Source organism: Tenacibaculum sp. SSH1-16 (genome assembly GCF_040104435.1).
Lineage (GTDB): Bacteria > Bacteroidota > Bacteroidia > Flavobacteriales > Flavobacteriaceae > Polaribacter > Polaribacter mesophilus.
This window is the reverse complement of record NZ_JBECOV010000010.1, coordinates 25,725-42,012: the sequence shown is the minus strand read 5'-3', so window position 1 is coordinate 42,012 and position 16,288 is coordinate 25,725. Positions and strand designations below refer to the sequence as shown.

General features: G+C 33.3%; 16 protein-coding genes. 3 read left to right on the top strand and 13 right to left on the bottom strand.

Features of this window, described 5'->3' with window-relative positions:
• Nucleotides 1–11: 11 nt before the first annotated feature.
• The 13 genes from ftsA to mraZ all read right to left on the bottom strand — a co-directional run bounded on the left by ftsA (nucleotide 12) and on the right by mraZ (nucleotide 13,946).
• Entirely contained in the window at nucleotides 12–1,352 is a 1,341-nt protein-coding gene (gene ftsA / locus ABMY20_RS12120) for a cell division protein FtsA (protein WP_047790372.1), read from the bottom strand.
• Nucleotides 1,339–2,079 (bottom strand): hypothetical protein, encoded by a 741-nt coding sequence (locus ABMY20_RS12115; protein WP_047790371.1) that lies wholly within the window; start codon nucleotides 2,077–2,079, stop codon nucleotides 1,339–1,341. The genes ftsA and ABMY20_RS12115 overlap by 14 nt, the downstream gene beginning before the upstream one ends.
• A 1-nt stretch (nucleotide 2,080) precedes the next feature.
• Complete coding sequence (gene murC / locus ABMY20_RS12110; RefSeq protein ID WP_073184277.1) at nucleotides 2,081–3,427, bottom strand: UDP-N-acetylmuramate--L-alanine ligase; 1,347 nt, start codon at nucleotides 3,425–3,427, stop codon at nucleotides 2,081–2,083.
• Nucleotides 3,427–4,518: an undecaprenyldiphospho-muramoylpentapeptide beta-N-acetylglucosaminyltransferase gene (gene murG / locus ABMY20_RS12105; RefSeq protein ID WP_349265399.1), complete on the bottom strand. Its 1,092-nt coding sequence runs from the start codon at nucleotides 4,516–4,518 to the stop codon at nucleotides 3,427–3,429. Before murG ends, murC begins: the two co-directional genes overlap by 1 nt.
• A 69-nt stretch (nucleotides 4,519–4,587) precedes the next feature.
• A complete protein-coding gene (locus tag ABMY20_RS12100; RefSeq protein ID WP_073184272.1) occupies nucleotides 4,588–5,778 on the bottom strand; it encodes an FtsW/RodA/SpoVE family cell cycle protein in 1,191 nt (396 codons plus the stop codon).
• 16 nt (nucleotides 5,779–5,794) lie between these two features.
• Complete coding sequence (gene murD, locus ABMY20_RS12095; RefSeq protein ID WP_159494753.1) at nucleotides 5,795–7,129, bottom strand: UDP-N-acetylmuramoyl-L-alanine--D-glutamate ligase; 1,335 nt, start codon at nucleotides 7,127–7,129, stop codon at nucleotides 5,795–5,797.
• Nucleotides 7,130–7,131: 2 nt separating this feature from the next.
• Nucleotides 7,132–7,509, bottom strand: a complete 378-nt coding sequence (locus ABMY20_RS12090; RefSeq protein WP_349265398.1) for a four helix bundle protein — start codon at nucleotides 7,507–7,509, stop codon at nucleotides 7,132–7,134.
• A 38-nt stretch (nucleotides 7,510–7,547) separates the two neighbouring features.
• On the bottom strand, nucleotides 7,548–8,777 hold the full coding sequence (gene mraY, locus ABMY20_RS12085; protein ID WP_349265397.1) for a phospho-N-acetylmuramoyl-pentapeptide-transferase: 1,230 nt from the start codon (nucleotides 8,775–8,777) through the stop codon (nucleotides 7,548–7,550).
• A gap of 3 nt (nucleotides 8,778–8,780) precedes the next feature.
• Nucleotides 8,781–10,247: a UDP-N-acetylmuramoyl-L-alanyl-D-glutamate--2,6-diaminopimelate ligase gene (locus ABMY20_RS12080; RefSeq protein WP_349265396.1), complete on the bottom strand. Its 1,467-nt coding sequence runs from the start codon at nucleotides 10,245–10,247 to the stop codon at nucleotides 8,781–8,783.
• Nucleotides 10,248–12,260, bottom strand: coding sequence for a penicillin-binding protein (locus ABMY20_RS12075; protein ID WP_231128355.1), 2,013 nt, complete (start codon nucleotides 12,258–12,260; stop codon nucleotides 10,248–10,250).
• A 6-nt stretch (nucleotides 12,261–12,266) separates the two neighbouring features.
• Nucleotides 12,267–12,596, bottom strand: coding sequence for an FtsL-like putative cell division protein (locus tag ABMY20_RS12070; RefSeq protein ID WP_047790362.1), 330 nt, complete (start codon nucleotides 12,594–12,596; stop codon nucleotides 12,267–12,269).
• Entirely contained in the window at nucleotides 12,596–13,492 is an 897-nt protein-coding gene (gene rsmH / locus ABMY20_RS12065) for a 16S rRNA (cytosine(1402)-N(4))-methyltransferase RsmH (protein WP_349265395.1), read from the bottom strand. Before rsmH ends, ABMY20_RS12070 begins: the two co-directional genes overlap by 1 nt.
• Nucleotides 13,479–13,946, bottom strand: a complete 468-nt coding sequence (gene mraZ / locus ABMY20_RS12060) for a division/cell wall cluster transcriptional repressor MraZ (RefSeq protein ID WP_159494756.1) — start codon at nucleotides 13,944–13,946, stop codon at nucleotides 13,479–13,481. Before mraZ ends, rsmH begins: the two co-directional genes overlap by 14 nt.
• Nucleotides 13,947–14,149: 203 nt before the next feature.
• Here mraZ and ABMY20_RS12055 point away from each other — a divergent pair, with 203 nt between their 5' ends.
• From ABMY20_RS12055 to ABMY20_RS12045, 3 genes are read left to right on the top strand one after another with little or no spacing between them, the layout of a single operon-like run.
• Nucleotides 14,150–14,914: an alpha/beta hydrolase gene (locus ABMY20_RS12055; protein ID WP_073184256.1), complete on the top strand. Its 765-nt coding sequence runs from the start codon at nucleotides 14,150–14,152 to the stop codon at nucleotides 14,912–14,914.
• 24 nt (nucleotides 14,915–14,938) lie between these two features.
• Nucleotides 14,939–15,550: a ribosome biogenesis GTP-binding protein YihA/YsxC gene (gene yihA, locus ABMY20_RS12050; protein WP_173360818.1), complete on the top strand. Its 612-nt coding sequence runs from the start codon at nucleotides 14,939–14,941 to the stop codon at nucleotides 15,548–15,550.
• Nucleotides 15,551–15,581: 31 nt separating this feature from the next.
• Nucleotides 15,582–16,268, top strand: a complete 687-nt coding sequence (locus tag ABMY20_RS12045) for an RluA family pseudouridine synthase (RefSeq protein WP_073184252.1) — start codon at nucleotides 15,582–15,584, stop codon at nucleotides 16,266–16,268.
• The last annotated feature ends 20 nt before the right edge of the window (nucleotides 16,269–16,288 follow it).

Here is a 16,288-nt window from a genome sequence, read left to right as displayed (position 1 = left end):
ATATATACTAATTACTCTGCGTTATCTAAAAATTCTTTGAATCGTTCTGTGAACTTATCAAAAAAAGATTTAGGTTTTTTCGCTTTATGTTCCTTCTCTTCTTGAACTTCTTCTATAATTTCTTTTTCTTCCTCAATAGTTTCTTCTACTAACACCTCTGGTGTTTCTTCAATAACTACTTTTTCTTCTGCTTCTTTTTGTAAACCTTCCATTAACAATCCTACAGCTGTTGCAAATGCTGGGCTCGATAATACTTCATCAGAATCTCCAGCTAAATGTTCATTAGGATATCCAATACGAACGTCCATTCCAGTAATATATTCTACCAACTGACGTAAATGTTTTAATTGAGCTCCACCTCCTGTTAATACAATACCTGCAATTAATTTTCCTTTTTGAGTTTCGTGTCCGTAGTTCTTAATTTCTAGATATACGTGTTCAATTATTTCTTGAACTCTTGCATGAATTATTTTTGATAAATTTTTAAGTGTAATTTCTTTAGGTTCTCTTCCTCTTAACCCTGGAATCGAAACAATTTCTGTTTCTTTGTTTTCTCCGGGCCATGCTGAACCAAACTTTATTTTTAATAATTCTGCCTGTTTTTCAATTATTGAACAACCTTCTTTAATATCTTCTGTAATAACATTACCTCCAAAGGGAATAACTGCTGTATGACGAATAATTCCATCTTTAAATATTGCTAAATCTGTAGTTCCGCCACCTATATCAATTAGTGCTACTCCAGCTTCTTTTTCTTCTTGACTAAGCACTGCCGAAGCTGAGGCTAGTGGTTCAAGTGTAATATCTGAGAGAGTTAAACCTGCACTTTTAATACACCTTCCTACATTTCGAATGGAAGATACTTGACCTACTACAACATGGAAATTAGCTTCTAATCTTCCTCCATACATCCCTATAGGTTCTTTGATATCTGGCTGACTATCTACCTTGAATTCTTGTGGTAATACATGAATAATTTCTTCACCAGGTAACATAACCAATTTGTGTACCTGACTCACTAAATTTTCTATATCAGTTCTGTCAATTACCTCTTCTGATTTTTCTCTAGTTATATAGTCGCTATGATGTAAACTACGTATATGTTGTCCAGCAATACCTACAACAACATTTTCTATTTTATATCCCGAAATACTTTCTGCCTCTTCAGCTGCTTGCTGAATAGATTGAATTGTTTGCGTAATATTATTGACTACACCTCTTTTTACACCTAAACTTTTCGCTTTACCAATACCTAAAACTTCAAGCTTACCGTATTCGTTTTTACGACCAATCATGGCAACAATCTTGGTTGTACCAATATCTAAACCAACTGCTATTTTATTGTTCTCCATCTTGATTTTGTTTTGTGCACACAACTTGGTTGTGGTATTTTACATTTATAGCTTTGTAATTATTAATGGTTTTATCTGTAAATGCTTTGTTATAAAATGCTGTTAGCTTTTTAAACTTTATTGAGGCATCTATTAACTCTCCAAAAATTATCTTATAGTCACCACTACGAACTGTAAATGTATATTCGCTTTGGGCGTCTCTTTCTATAGCAATAATTTCTTTAGCAAAAAAACTACTACTATTTATGGTTTTTATTAACGTTGTTAATTCTTTGATTTCTTCTGGCTCCCTCACTCCTAAAACTAATGGTACTCTTGCTGAAAAATTTGTAGATAACGGAATTTTAACCCCATACTTATCAACATAAAAAGATTTGTATTTATCAACAATTCTAGCTATCGGTGTTCGTTGTTTTATGGTAGTTTTTAACACCCCATCTATGGTTAAAAACACAGCTATTTTTTCAACATACGGGTTCGCCGAAACATTAGTTTCTAGAAAATGTAAATCTACCAATCTTTTTGGTTGGTTTTTAACAAATTCATCATTTTGTATTAACATTTTATCAACCATACTGTGTGTCAAAAAGTTATTATCTCCAGCAGCAAACTCTACTACCGTGCTTTTTACTTTTTTTGATCCATTTCTATTAGTTGTAAAACCATACAAAAACATCAAAAACATCAGCAGCAAGAAAAAAGATAAAAATGTTGCTAATTTTTTCATTCTATTTTTTATATTTTTCTTCTAATTTGTTTTTTACCTTATTAACTAATAAACCAATATCCCCTGCTCCCAACATTACTATAATTTTTGACTCTGACTTTATAATTTCGTCACTTAATTTTTCTTTAGAGATTAGTTTTTTAGCTTCAATGGTAATTTTCTCTAATAACCAACTTGAGGTAACTCCTTTTATCGGTAATTCTCTTGCTGGATAAATATCTAATAACAACACTTCATCAAACAACGATAATGCTTTAGCAAAATCATCTGCAAAATCCCTTGTTCTACTAAACAAGTGTGGTTGAAATACAGCTAATACCTTTTCTTTGGGATACATTTCTCTAACAGATTGCGCTACTGCTTTTATTTCAGTAGGATGATGCGCATAATCGTCAATTAGCACAACATCTTCTGTTTTTATCTTATACGAAAACCTACGTTGTACTCCTTTAAAACTTCCTAATTGCTTTTTAACTTTCTCTAAAGACACTCCATACACATCTGCAATAGCTAATGCTGCTAAAGCATTCATCATGTTATGATTTCCTGGTAAATGAAATGCTACATTTTTAATTTCCGATGTTGGTGTTTTTACATCAAAAACATATTTACCTTCTTCTATTTTTACATTATAAGCTTTGTAATCTGCTTCTTCATTAACAGCATATGTTAAACCTTTTAAAGGCAACCCTTTTGCGACAATTAAAGTATCAGAAACTTTGCTTGCAAAATCTCTAAATGATTGTTGTAAGAATTCGTTTTCTCCATAGATATCTAAATGATCAGCATCCATAGAGGTTACACAAGCAATATTGGGTGATAATTTTAAAAACGAACGGTCAAATTCATCGGCTTCAACAACAGAGATCCTATCTTCTCCTAAAATTAAATTAGAATCATAGTTTTCTGCAATACCTCCTAAAAACGAAGTTGCTTTCTCTGGTTGCATAATGTGTCCTAAAATTGAAGAAGTTGTTGTTTTTCCATGCGTTCCTGCTACAGCCAAACAAAAAGTATTCTTTGTAATTTCTCCCAACACTTCTGCTCTTTTCAAGACGGTATATCCGTTGTCTTTAAAATAATTTAATTGTAAGTGATTTTTAGGAACTGCTGGTGTATATACCACCAATGTTTTTTCTTTATATAAAAATGAAATTGGAATATTCTTTACTTCATCTTCAAAACTTACTTCAATTTCTATTTCTTCTAAACCTTTAGTGATAGGTGTTGGTGTTTTATCGTAGCCTGCAACTAATTTTCCATTGACAGAGAAATAGCGAGCTAAGGCACTCATTCCTATTCCGCCAATACCAATAAAATAAACGTTATGTATCGTTTTTAAATTCACTAACTAATTAATTTTTCTATTTCGTTAACGATATTACTTGTTGCATTTGGCAACGCTAACTCGTTAATGTTTTCACTTAAACTTTCTTGTTTCCCTTTGTCTTTTAATAAAGTTTCTAATACGACAGGAAAAGTATCTAATTCACTCTCTTTAACTACTAGAGCCCCATGTTTGTCGGCAATAGATTTTGCATTTTTTGTTTGATGATCTTCTGCCACATTTGGTGATGGAATAAAAATAGTTGGCTTCCCTACTATACATAATTCCGATACTGAACTTGCTCCTGCTCTCGACACGATGAAATCTGCAGCTGCATAGGCTAAATCCATTCTATTCAAAAACTGATGCACTTGAACATTTTCTAATTCATCATACTTTTTATATTCTTCATAATACAGCTTACCACATTGCCATATCAATTGAACTCCTTGTTTTTTGAAGAAGTCTAAATTTTCTTCTACCAACTGATTTATTTTACGAGCACCAAGACTTCCTCCTAATATTAAAATTGTCTTTTTTGATGTATCTAATTCAAAAAACTCTTTTCCTTCTTCTATTTTCGTATGAATAAATAGTAAATCTTGACGAACTGGATTTCCCGTTTTTATTATTTTATCTTCAGAGAAAAAGCGCTCTAAATTATCATATGCAACACATATTTTCTGCGCTTTTTTTCCTAACAATCTATTTGTTATTCCTGGGTACGAGTTTTGTTCTTGAATTAAGGTTGGTATCCCTTTCCTATTAGCAACCATTAATGTTGGCCCACTTGCAAAGCCTCCAGTACCCACAGCAACATCTGGTTTAAATTTTCGTATAATTCTATATGCTTTCCATAAACTACTTACTAGTTTAAAAGGAAACATTAAGTTCTTTAAAGTTAGTTTTCTTTGGATTCCTGAAATCCACAATCCTTTGATTTCATATCCTGCTTGTGGAACTTTTTCCATTTCCATTTTATCTTTTGCTCCTACGAACAAAATGTTAGCTTCTGGGTAACGAACTTTTACTTCGTTAGCAATTGCTATTGCAGGATAAATATGACCTCCTGTACCTCCACCACTTATTATGATATTAATCGATTGTTTCATACAGTCTTTTTTATGTTAACAGTGTTGTATGTAACGCTCATAATAGTTCCTACCCATACATCTGTATTTTTAGTCCAGCGTTTCATGTAAAATATCTAAAGGGTTATCATCTAAAATTGTTTCTTCAGTTTCGTTTTTAGAAGCACTTACACTTAAAATCATTCCTAATGCGAAACATGTCATCCAGATTGAGGTACCTCCACTACTAATTAGCGGGAGTGTTTGTCCTGTTACTGGTAAAATATTCACTGCTACCGCCATGTTAATCATTGCTTGAAAAACAATGGGAATTCCCACACCTACAACTAATAAAGTCGCAAATATGGTTGTAGCCTTTTTGGCAGTTATTAAGATTCTGAAAAGCAACAAGAAATAAATAAATATTACCACTATCGCTCCAGCAAAACCGTATTCTTCAACTATAATTGCATAGATAAAATCGGATGAGGATTGTGGTAAAAAGTTTTTCTGTACGCTTTTCCCTGGCCCTTTTCCTATTACTCCTCCTGTTGCAATTGCTATTTTGGCTTTTTCTACTTGGTAATCTTCTTCACCATCAGACTGAGAAAAGCTTTCAATTCTACTTTTCCATGTGTTTACACGATTGGGCATTGCATCTGGAAATGCTTTAGCTACTAAGATAAAAAACAGAAAAGCAAAAAGTCCTATTCCTAATATATATCCTATATATTTTAGTGGATATCCTCCAATAAACGAGACCATTAAAATCATAAAAAACACCATGGCTGTAGTTGAAAAGTTTGCTGGCAATATTAACACCAATACTAAACCTACTGGAAGCCATAACTGCAACAAACTTTCCTTAAAAGAAATTACTTTTTCTTTATTTTTTGCCAAGTATCGAGCAACATATACCATCAATACCAAACCTGCCAATGTAGAGGTTTGAAATCCAATACCTACAAACGGAATACGAATCCATCTACTTGCATTTGCTCCTCCAATGGTAGTTCCTTGTGCTAAGGTAAAAACCAGCAGTAAAACAACTACAGGAAGCATTAATACAGAACCTCCACTAAAATATCTATATGGTATTTTATGTACTCCATAAATGACTGCAAAACCTGTAATTAATAATACAATATGTTTTACTAAATGCCCTAAGGTAGATCCATTTCCTACTACGTATACCAAATTGGTACTTGCACTGTATATTGGCATAAATGAAAATATTGCCAACATCGCAACTATAGCCCAAATGGCTCGGTCTCCTTTAATATGTCGAAAGATGTTTTTCATCAATCTTTAGTGTACTTTATATATTTCTTACAGCTTCTTTAAATTTTCTTCCTCTATCTTCATAGCTATCAAATAAATCAAAACTTGCACATGCTGGTGACAACAATACTGTATCTCCTTTTTGCGCTATTTTATAAGCTACTTTTACTGCTTCTTCTGCTCCAGCAGTTTCTACCATAACATCTACTACATTCGCAAAAGTGTCTATGATTTTTTGGTTATCTAACCCTAAACAAACTATTGCTTTTACTTTTTCTCTTACTAAAGGTAGTAAATCTGTATAATCATTTCCTTTATCAACCCCTCCTACAATCCAAACTGTTGGATTGTCCATACACTCCAACGCATAAAAGACCGCATTTACATTTGTAGCTTTACTATCGTTAATGAATTCAATTCCATTTACTTTTTGCACTTTTTCTAAACGATGTTCTACTCCTTCAAAATCAGACAAACTTTCTGCAATTGTTTCTTTTCTTACTTTCAATAACCTTGCAGCCATTGATGTAGCCATTGCATTTTTAGTGTTATGCTTTCCTTGTAATGTTAGCTCAGAAACCTTCATTAATTTTTCTTCTGTATTAAATTTCATTATTATCGTGTCTTGTCTTAAAAAAGCCCCGTACTCTAATTCTTTTTCCATTGAAAATGGCACTAGCGTTGCTTCTGTTTTGTTATTTTTTAACCAATTTTGAATTGCTTCGTCATCAGCATCATATATTAAAAAATCATCTTTCGTTTGATTTTTTGTAATTCTGAATTTTGAGTTTATATAGTTATCAAATTCATATTCATATCGATCTAAATGATCTGGTGTTATATTGGTGATTATTGCAATATGTGGTTTAAAATTTTCAATTCCATCTAACTGAAAACTGCTTAATTCCAATACATATTCGTCATACTTATCTTCAACCACTTGTTCAGCGAAACTATCACCTATATTCCCTCCAACTCCCACATTTAAACCTGCTTTTTTTAACACATAATGTACCAGCATGGTTGTGGTTGTTTTTCCATTTGAGCCTGTAATCCCCACAATAGTTGCTTCTGTAAACTGAGCAGCGAATTCTATTTCTGAAATCACTTTAACTCCTTTTGAAACCAACTTTTGCACAAGTGTAACTTTCTCTGGAATTCCAGGGCTTTTCATTACCACATCAGCATTTAAAATTTTATCTTCTGTATGCTGATTTTCTTCAAAATCGATTGAGTTATGTAAAAGAACTTTTTTATACCGCTCTGCTATACTTCCTTTATCTGAAACAAAAACTTCATATCCTTTTTGTTTTCCTAAAAGTGCCGTTCCTACACCACTTTCTCCTCCACCAAGCACAACTAATCTTTTCATTTTTAATTAATGATTTTAGATTTATTGATTGATGATTTACTTTTAACTGTTTTTATAGAAGCTACAATAATTGAAGTCAACTCGTTTGCCTCATTATGCAACCTTTTCAATTCTTCTTGATTATTTTCATGGATTGACATAAAAACCTCTAAAAAAAACATACTTTCATCTACTTCTTCTTCAACAATTTTTAATTTATGAATAAAGTCAGCTGAAGATTTTACCCTACAAGCAGCTCTATAATTAGCTCCAACCGAACTAGAACATCTTATCAATTGTCTACAATATGCATCAAATTCTCTTGTTTTAGGATACTCTTTACATAACCTCCAACAATCAATAGCAAATTGTTTAGTTCTATTTTTAATCTGTTCTTTCATTCAGTCTTATATCTTAAATCACAACTCCAAAATCTCCTTTATCTTAACTTCAATGTTACTATGGTAAATACCGCTAATAAAATTCCTACAATCCAAAATCGTACTACAATTTTACTTTCATGATAGTTTAGTTTTTGATAATGATGATGTAGAGGAGACATTTTAAATATTCGTCTTCCTTCTCCAAACTTCTTCTTTGTGTACTTAAACCATGAAACTTGTAGTATTACCGATAAATTCTCGACTACAAATATTCCAGCCAAAACTGGCAGTAACAATTCTTTCCTTATGGCAATAGCTATTACAGCTATGATACCTCCAATAGTTAAACTTCCAGTATCTCCCATAAACACTTGTGCCGGATAGGTATTATACCATAGAAAACCGATTAAAGCTCCTGCAAACGCTAAAATGAAAACAGTCATTTCTCCAGACTTCGGAATGTACATTACATCTAAATAGTCTGCAAAAATGATGTTACCAGATACCCATGCAAAAATTGCCAGCGTTATTACCATAATTGCTGATGAACCTGCCGCTAATCCATCAATACCATCTGTTAAATTCGCACCGTTTGAAACTCCTGTAACGACAAAAACGGTAACAAAAATGAAGATTATCCATCCAAATTTTTCATATCCATCTCCTAAGAAGCTTAATGCTTTTGCATAATCTAACTCGTTATTCTTTAAAAAAGGAACTGTTGTTTTTGTCGATTTATGAGCCTCACCAAACACCTTCTTTTTACCATCATCTACTTGCACAACTTGTTCTGAAGTTGGCAGTTGTTCTTTGATGGTTACATCTTGGTGAAAATACAGCATAGAACCTACGATTATACCTAATCCTACTTGTCCTAAAACTTTGAACTTTCCTTTTAACCCAGCCTTGTCTTTTTTAAACACTTTTATATAATCATCCGCAAAACCAATAAGCCCCATCCAAACAGTCGTAATCAATAAAATAACGATATATATATTTTCTAGCTTTGCTAAAAATAACACAGGAATTAATGTTGCAAGGATTATAATTACACCTCCCATAGTTGGTGTTCCTGCTTTTTGTACTTGACCATCTAAACCTAAATCTCTTACTGTTTCACCTACTTGCTGCCTTCTTAAGTAGTTAATGATTTTTTTACCAAAAATGGTTGAAATCAACAGAGATAATATGAATGCCATTGCAGATCGAAATGTGATGAATTGAAACACACTTGCTCCTGTTAAGCTAAATTCACTTTCTAAATATTGAAATAAATAATACAGCATTCGTTAGTGTTTTTTTAGTTGATTAAAATAGTTGGTTACTTCTTCTAAATCATCAAAATGATGCCTAACACCATTTATTTCTTGGTAAGTTTCATGTCCTTTTCCTGCAATAAGTACAATATCTCCTGAAGTTGCTAGTTTACAAGCTGTTTTTATAGCCTGTCTTCGGTCTACAATTGATAGTGTTTTTTTATAATTTTCTGCCGCAACTCCAGTTTCCATTTCATCAATTATTGACTGCGGATCTTCTGTTCTAGGGTTATCTGAAGTAAAAACAACTTGGTCGCTCAACTGAGAAGCAATTAATGCCATTTTTGGGCGCTTTGTTATATCTCTATCTCCACCACAACCTACAACTGTAATCACAGTTTCATTTCCTGTTCGGATATCATTAATAGTTTGTAATACATTTTTTAGTGCGTCTGGTGTATGTGCATAATCTACTATTGCTGTAACTCCCTCATCAGAAACTGTGTATTGAAATCTTCCACTCACACTTTCTAACTCACTTACAATACGTAAAATTTCTATTTTCTCTAGTCCCAACAACTCTGCTACTCCATAAATAGCTAACAAGTTGTACGCATTAAATTCCCCTATTAACTTCGTCCAAACTTCTACTCCATTGATTGTTAACAAAGTTCCTGAAAGACGTTTTTCTAACACTTTTGCTTTAAAATCTCCGATTGTTTTAAGCGCATAAGTTTGTTTATTCGCCTTTGTGTTTTGCAACATTATCTGTCCGTTTTTATCATCTAAATTCACCAAAGCAAATGCTGTTTTTGGTAACGAATCAAAAAACGACTTTTTAACATCACGATACTCTGCAAATGTTTCATGATAATCTAAATGATCATGCGATAAGTTTGTGAACACTCCTCCTGCAAACTCTAAGCCTTCAGTACGTTTTTGATGTATTCCATGAGAACTTACCTCCATAAAACAATAATCAACTCCAGCTTCTACCATTTTTGATAAATACTGATTTATTGCTACTGAGTTTGGTGTTGTATGTGTTGCTTTATATTCTTCTTCATCAACCATTACTCGCACAGTTGATAACAACCCCACTTTATATCCTGCTTTTTTAAACAGTTGGTACAATAAGCTTGCAATTGTAGTTTTACCATTTGTTCCTGTTACTCCTACTAACTGCAAGCTTTTTGACGGGTTGTTATAATAATTTGTTGCTATTATTGCTAATGCCGCATTAGAATCTTCTACTTTAACATAAGTAACCTCTTCATTTTTATTTTCTGGTAAAGACTCACAGATAACAGTCTTAGCACCCAACGATACTGCTTTCGCTATAAACTGATGCCCGTCCACTGTTACTCCTTTTTGAGCTACAAAAACATCCTCTTCCTGCACTTGTCTACTATCAAACTGAATATTGTTTATATCAATATCAGTGTTCCCGTAAACTTCTTTTACTACTACCTTATATAATATGTCTTTTAATTTCTTCAACTATGATAATTTTAAATATATCGTTGCACCTTTTGAGACTTTCTGCCCCCTATCTACGGACTGTTCTGTTACTTTTCCTACTCCTGAAAATTTAACTTTTAACCCCATATTCTCTAATAATGCAATTGCATCCATTCCACTCATACCTAAAACTTTAGGCATAATTGTTTTATACTTCCTTAGTTTTTGATAGTATTCTTGATACTCCCTTTCAAGAACCTCTTCTGAAATATCATCAGAAACAAGCTGATTATTAATTGCTGTTGACGTATAAATTTTTTGAGCTATTTCTTTAAATATAGGAGCAGCAACCGTAGCCCCGTAATATCCTTTTTCTTTTTTAGGACTATGAACTACTACAATGCAAGAGTATTTTGGTTCATCTGCGGGAAAGAAACCTGCAAAAGAAGCCACATACTTTTGATTTGAATAATACCCTCCTTCATATTCTCCCTTAGCATTTTTAGTTCTAGGAATGTATTTTTTTGCCGTTCCTGTTTTTCCTGCCATAGAAAAGTTTGGTGAATAAATTCCTTTACCTGTTCCGTATTTTATAGTATTTTCCATCACTTTTCGTACCTTATCTAAGGTTTCTTGTGATGCTATTTTTTCTTTTACTACTTCTGTTCCAAAGCTTTCTTCAACTTTACCTCCTACTCTTAGCTCTTTTACAAAATATGGCTTTACCAACTTTCCGTCATTTGCGACTGCATTGTAAAACGCTAGTGTTTGTAACGGCGTAAGAGAAACCCCATAACCCCAAGCCATCCACTCTAATGAAATAGGGCTCCAACTTTTCTCTGTTGGTTCTGGTATATAAGGCTTTCCTTCTCCTTTGATTTTAACACCTGTTAATTGATCCAACCCAAAAGACTTAATTCTATCCGTGAATTTTTTAGGATTTTTATCGTAGTACTTTTGTATTGTTTTCACAATTCCAACATTTGAAGAAACCTCAAATACCCTTCCTAATGATATTTTTCCGTACCCTCCTCTTTTACTATCTTCTACTTTACGATTATTAATATAAATTCTTCCTTTTTCACAATCTACCACAGTTGAAGTATCTACAACTTTATCTTCTAAAGCCACCATTAAGCTAGCTAACTTAAAAGTTGACCCAGGCTCGTGACTCTCCCAAACAGCATAGTTTCTTTTTTCGTAATACCTCCCTTTAGAAGTCCTCCCTAAATTAGAAATCGCTTTAATCTCTCCTGTTTCCACTTCCATCACTACAGCACAACCATGATCTGCTTCAAAATACTCCATCTGTCTTAACAGAGCATGATGCGTTATATCTTGAACATTTACATCTATTGTAGTAATTACATCACTTCCATCTACAGGCTCCTTCTCATTTACATCATTAATAGGCTTCCATTGCCCTTTAGCTATCTTTTGTTTTAAACGCCAACCGTTTTCACCTTGCATATAATCCGCAAAAGCACCTTCAATTCCTGCCCCACCTCTGTAATCATCGTAACCAATTGTACGTTCAGCTATTTTTCCTATTGGGTGAACTCTCACTGTTTTTTGTTCCGCGATAAAGCCTCCTCGATACACCCCTCTATTAAAAATGGGAAAGCTTTTCATTTTCACATAATCATTATATCCTACATTACGGGCTATTAACAAATATCGGTTTCTACGTTTTTTTGCATTACGCAACTTCTTTTGATAGTAACTAGCTGATTTCCCTAACAATCCAGAAAGCGACTCAGAAAGTGCTCGGATATTTTTTTCAAAAATCTCAGAATCTACCGCCACCACATCCATTCGAATGGTAAATTTTGACATAGAGGTTGCCAACAAATTTCCATCTGCCGCATACACATTTCCCCTATTTGCAAAAATAGTATCGTTTTTAACTGTTTCTTCTTCAGAAAGATTCCTATACTTATCTCCTTCTACATATTGAAGTTTAAAAAGCCTAAAAATGATAACTACAAAGAAAAGCGTCATTAAAACAACAATCACGTAGAGTTTGTTTAATATGCCTTTTTTTACTACCATTTTATATTACTCTTTATTATATGTTACTTTTATTTTTTGGGGCGGTTTTTTTGCAGGGTACAACCCTTTGTTTTTTACTTTATCTCGAATACTACTCTCTAACTTCATTCGCATTAATTGAGTACTCGTGTCCACATCTTCAGCCCGCAACTCTCTTTTCTTCTTATTAAGCACTGCTATTTGCACCACTTTTGCATCGGCACTATGCGAACTATAGATCATCACTAATAGTAAAACAACTGTAAAAATCAAAATTCGCCAATTCTTAAACGAGCTTTCATCCGTAAGAAAACTACCTCTTAAAAGATCGTATATACCCTTTCTTACTATTGACATTACTTTAATGTTGCTATTCTTAGTTTCGCACTACGTGCTCTATTATTTTCTTTTATCTCCTCTTTTGTTGGCACAATCATTTTACCAACTTTTTTAAGTGGTTCACTGGTATTACCATAAAAATCTTTTTCTGGTTCACCACTAAACAATCCGGTCCTTATAAATCGTTTCACCAACCTATCTTCCAAAGAATGATATGAAATCACACTCAATCTACCTTCTTCATTTAACAAGTCTGGGATTTGCTGCAAAAATTCTTTCAACACCTCCAACTCCTGATTCACTTCTATTCGTATTGCTTGAAAAATTTGCGCTAGTATTTTATGTTCTTTTGCTTTCGGAAGAAATTTTCGCAACACTTCTTTTAACTCAAAGCTCGTTTTAATTTCTCTATCAACTCTTGCCTCAACAATAGTTTTCGCCAAGGTTCGCGCATTCCGCAATTCTCCATACAAAAACAACACATCCGCCAAATCTTCCTCACTATAGGTATTGATTATTTTTTTTCCTGATAATTCAGATTTCTGATCCATTCGCATGTCCAAATCTGCATCAAAACGAGTAGAAAAACCTCTTTCTGCTTCATCAAACTGATGTGAAGACACTCCTAAATCAGCCAGCACCCCATCTACTTTCCTAACACCATAAAAGCGCAAAAACCTCGATATGAATCGAAAATTCTCTCCAATCAACACAAAACGCGGATCGTCAATTTTATTTTGTTGCGCATCAGGATCTTGATCAAAAGCATACAATCTTCCTTTTTCACCTAATCGACTTAATATTTCTCTAGAATGCCCCCCTCCTCCAAAGGTAACATCCACATAAACTCCATCTTCCTTTATACTTAGTGCATCAACACTTTCTTTCAATAAAACTGGATTATGATAACTCATCTGCTTCCGTATTACCCATTACTTCTTCTGCTAACTCAGCAAAATCAACAACAGCATCATCAATTACTTTTTCGTACTTATCCTTATCCCAAATTTCAATAATATTCACTGCAGAAGAGAGCACCACTTGCTTTTCAATACCCGCAAACTGACATAAATCTTTCGGAATCAAGACTCTCCCTGAAGCATCTACATCCACCATTTTCACACCGGCAGTAAACCTTCTGATAAAATCATTATTTTTCTTTACAAATCGATTTAGTTTATTGATTTTTGCCATTACCAGATTCCATTCTTGCATTGGATACAACTCCAGACAAGACTGAAAAACAGAACGTTTAATCACAAACCCTTCTTGCAACACAGAAGACAATTGCTTCTTGAACGCTGACGACATCATCAACCTCCCTTTAGCATCTACCTTGCACTCATATGTTCCAATTAAACTTACCACGTAAAGAATCTATAGTTTGCATCAAAAATAAAAAATATTTACCACTTTTTACCACTTTTTACCACTTTGTTGATAAGTTTTACTTCTGGAGATAAAAAACTCAAAATAAACCACTTAAAAGACTCACCTACACAGTAAATAATAAAAATGAAAAAGTGATAAAAAAGAACTACATTTGTGGTTAAGTCAAATCAAAAACATATATGACTGAATTTTTAAAGAAAGAAGACAAATTTACATATGCTGAAGCAGGAGAAGGAAGCCCAATTATCATTCTTCACGGGTTAATGGGAGCTCTTAGTAATTTTGGTTCCACTTTTAATCATCTTTCAAAAAAAGGATATCAAGTTTTTATACCAGAGTTACCCTTATACACATTACCCCTCCTTAAAACTAATGTAAAAAATTTAGCCAAGTTTTTACATGATTTCATAGAGTATAAAGGGCTTAAAAATGTTACTCTACTAGGAAATTCTCTAGGCGGACATATAGCTTTATACTATACAAAACATTATTCTGAAGATGTTAAAGCATTAGTTTTAACAGGTAGTTCTGGATTATACGAAAACTCAATGGGAGATAGCTATCCTAAAAGAGGTGACAAGGAGTTTGTTAGAAAAAAAGCACAAGATGTTTTTTATGATAAAGCCATTGCTACAGACGAACTTGTTGATCAAGTGTACGATGTTATAAATGATAGAAATACCTTGATTAGAACACTAGCTATTGCTAAAAGTGCCATTCGTCATAACATGGCTAAAGATTTACCCAACATGAAACAACCTACCTGTTTAATTTGGGGAAAACAAGACAGTGTTACTCCACCTGAAGTTGCTGAAGACTTCAAAAAACTTTTACCTGATGCCGATTTATTCTGGATTGACAAATGCGGACATGCAGCTATGATGGAAACACCAGAAGAATTTAATAAAATTTTAGAAGGGTGGCTTTCTAAACGCGAAATATAACAGCTAAACTAGCTTAATTATAGTATGAAAATAAAATCTGCTGAATTTGTAATGAGTAACAGCAATGTTACCAAGGCTCCTAAAGACAGAATACCTGAGTACGCTTTTATAGGTCGCTCAAATGTCGGAAAATCTTCATTAATCAATATGTTGATGGAGCGTAAAGATTTGGCAAAAACCTCTGGTAAACCAGGGAAGACACAACTTATTAACCATTTTAAAATTAATGACGAATGGTTTTTAGTAGATCTTCCTGGATATGGTTATGCACAGGTTTCTAAAAAAAAGCGTCAAATTTTTCAATTTTTTATTGAAAACTATTTTAAAGAACGTGAACAGCTGGTTTGTACTTTTGTTTTAATTGATTCTCGCCACGATCCACAAAAAATAGATTTGGAATTCATGCAGTTTTTAGGTGAAAACCGCATTCCGTTTTGTATTGTTTTTACCAAAGCTGATAAACTAGGGAGCTCTAAACTCAACAAACAAATTACCACTTACAAAAAGAAATTATTAAATTACTGGGAGGAATTACCAATTTCTTTTGTTACCTCATCTTCTACAGGAATGGGACGCGATGAATTTTTAAATTTTATCGATCAAGTTAACGAAGATGTAGCGGAGAATTTTAAATAATTTTCACCATACCTTAAGGGAAGTATTAATAATGCACTCTACAAAAGAAAACTTACAAGTTTTACATGAAGACAATCACATTATAGTGATTAATAAGCGGGCTGGTGATATAGTGCAAGGTGACAAAACAGGCGACAAACCACTTTTAGATGTTGTTAAAGAATACATTAAAGATAAATACAACAAACCTGGAAACGTATTTTTAGGAACCGTTCACAGGCTAGATCGCCCTACTACAGGTATCGTTATCTACGCACGTACTTCAAAAGCCTTAGAACGACTAAATAAAATGTTACGTGACAAAACCATTAAAAAAACATACTGGGCAGTGGTTCAACAGCAACCTAAAAAAGCAACCGATACCTTAACAAATTACTTAAAAAAGAATCCAAAAAATAACAAATCGACCGCTTACACTAAAGAGGTTAACGGAAGTAAAAAAGCTATACTTCACTACAAAACGCTTAAAAAACTAGATAATTATTCGTTATTAGAGGTCGACTTGGAAACTGGACGTCACCATCAAATTCGCGTACAGCTTTCTAACATTGGCTCTACTATAAAAGGAGATTTAAAATACGGTGCTAAAAGAAGCAACAAAGACGGAAGTATTCATTTACATGCTCGAAAAATTCAATTTACACACCCTGTTAGCAAAGAACCTATTAAGGTTACCGCTCCAACTCCTTCTGACCCCGTTTGGGATGCTTGTTTGTAATTTGTATATTTAGACAAATT

What these genes read in the sequence shown, in the direction of transcription:
- ABMY20_RS12055 (WP_073184256.1), top strand. Translation starts at nt 14,150, where the DNA reads ATGACTGAATTTTTAAAGAAAGAAGACAAATTTACATATGCTGAAGCA.
- ABMY20_RS12115 (WP_047790371.1), bottom strand. Translation starts at nt 2,079, where the DNA reads ATGAAAAAATTAGCAACATTTTTATCTTTTTTCTTGCTGCTGATGTTT.
- mraY (WP_349265397.1), bottom strand. Translation starts at nt 8,777, where the DNA reads ATGCTGTATTATTTATTTCAATATTTAGAAAGTGAATTTAGCTTAACA.
- murD (WP_159494753.1), bottom strand. Translation starts at nt 7,129, where the DNA reads ATGAAAAGATTAGTTGTGCTTGGTGGAGGAGAAAGTGGTGTAGGAACG.
- ABMY20_RS12045 (WP_073184252.1), top strand. Translation starts at nt 15,582, where the DNA reads ATGCACTCTACAAAAGAAAACTTACAAGTTTTACATGAAGACAATCAC.
- ABMY20_RS12075 (WP_231128355.1), bottom strand. Translation starts at nt 12,260, where the DNA reads ATGGTAGTAAAAAAAGGCATATTAAACAAACTCTACGTGATTGTTGTT.
- ABMY20_RS12100 (WP_073184272.1), bottom strand. Translation starts at nt 5,778, where the DNA reads ATGAAAAACATCTTTCGACATATTAAAGGAGACCGAGCCATTTGGGCT.
- ftsA (WP_047790372.1), bottom strand. Translation starts at nt 1,352, where the DNA reads ATGGAGAACAATAAAATAGCAGTTGGTTTAGATATTGGTACAACCAAG.
- ABMY20_RS12070 (WP_047790362.1), bottom strand. Translation starts at nt 12,596, where the DNA reads ATGTCAATAGTAAGAAAGGGTATATACGATCTTTTAAGAGGTAGTTTT.
- rsmH (WP_349265395.1), bottom strand. Translation starts at nt 13,492, where the DNA reads ATGAGTTATCATAATCCAGTTTTATTGAAAGAAAGTGTTGATGCACTA.
- yihA (WP_173360818.1), top strand. Translation starts at nt 14,939, where the DNA reads ATGAAAATAAAATCTGCTGAATTTGTAATGAGTAACAGCAATGTTACC.
- ABMY20_RS12090 (WP_349265398.1), bottom strand. Translation starts at nt 7,509, where the DNA reads ATGAAAGAACAGATTAAAAATAGAACTAAACAATTTGCTATTGATTGT.
- murG (WP_349265399.1), bottom strand. Translation starts at nt 4,518, where the DNA reads ATGAAACAATCGATTAATATCATAATAAGTGGTGGAGGTACAGGAGGT.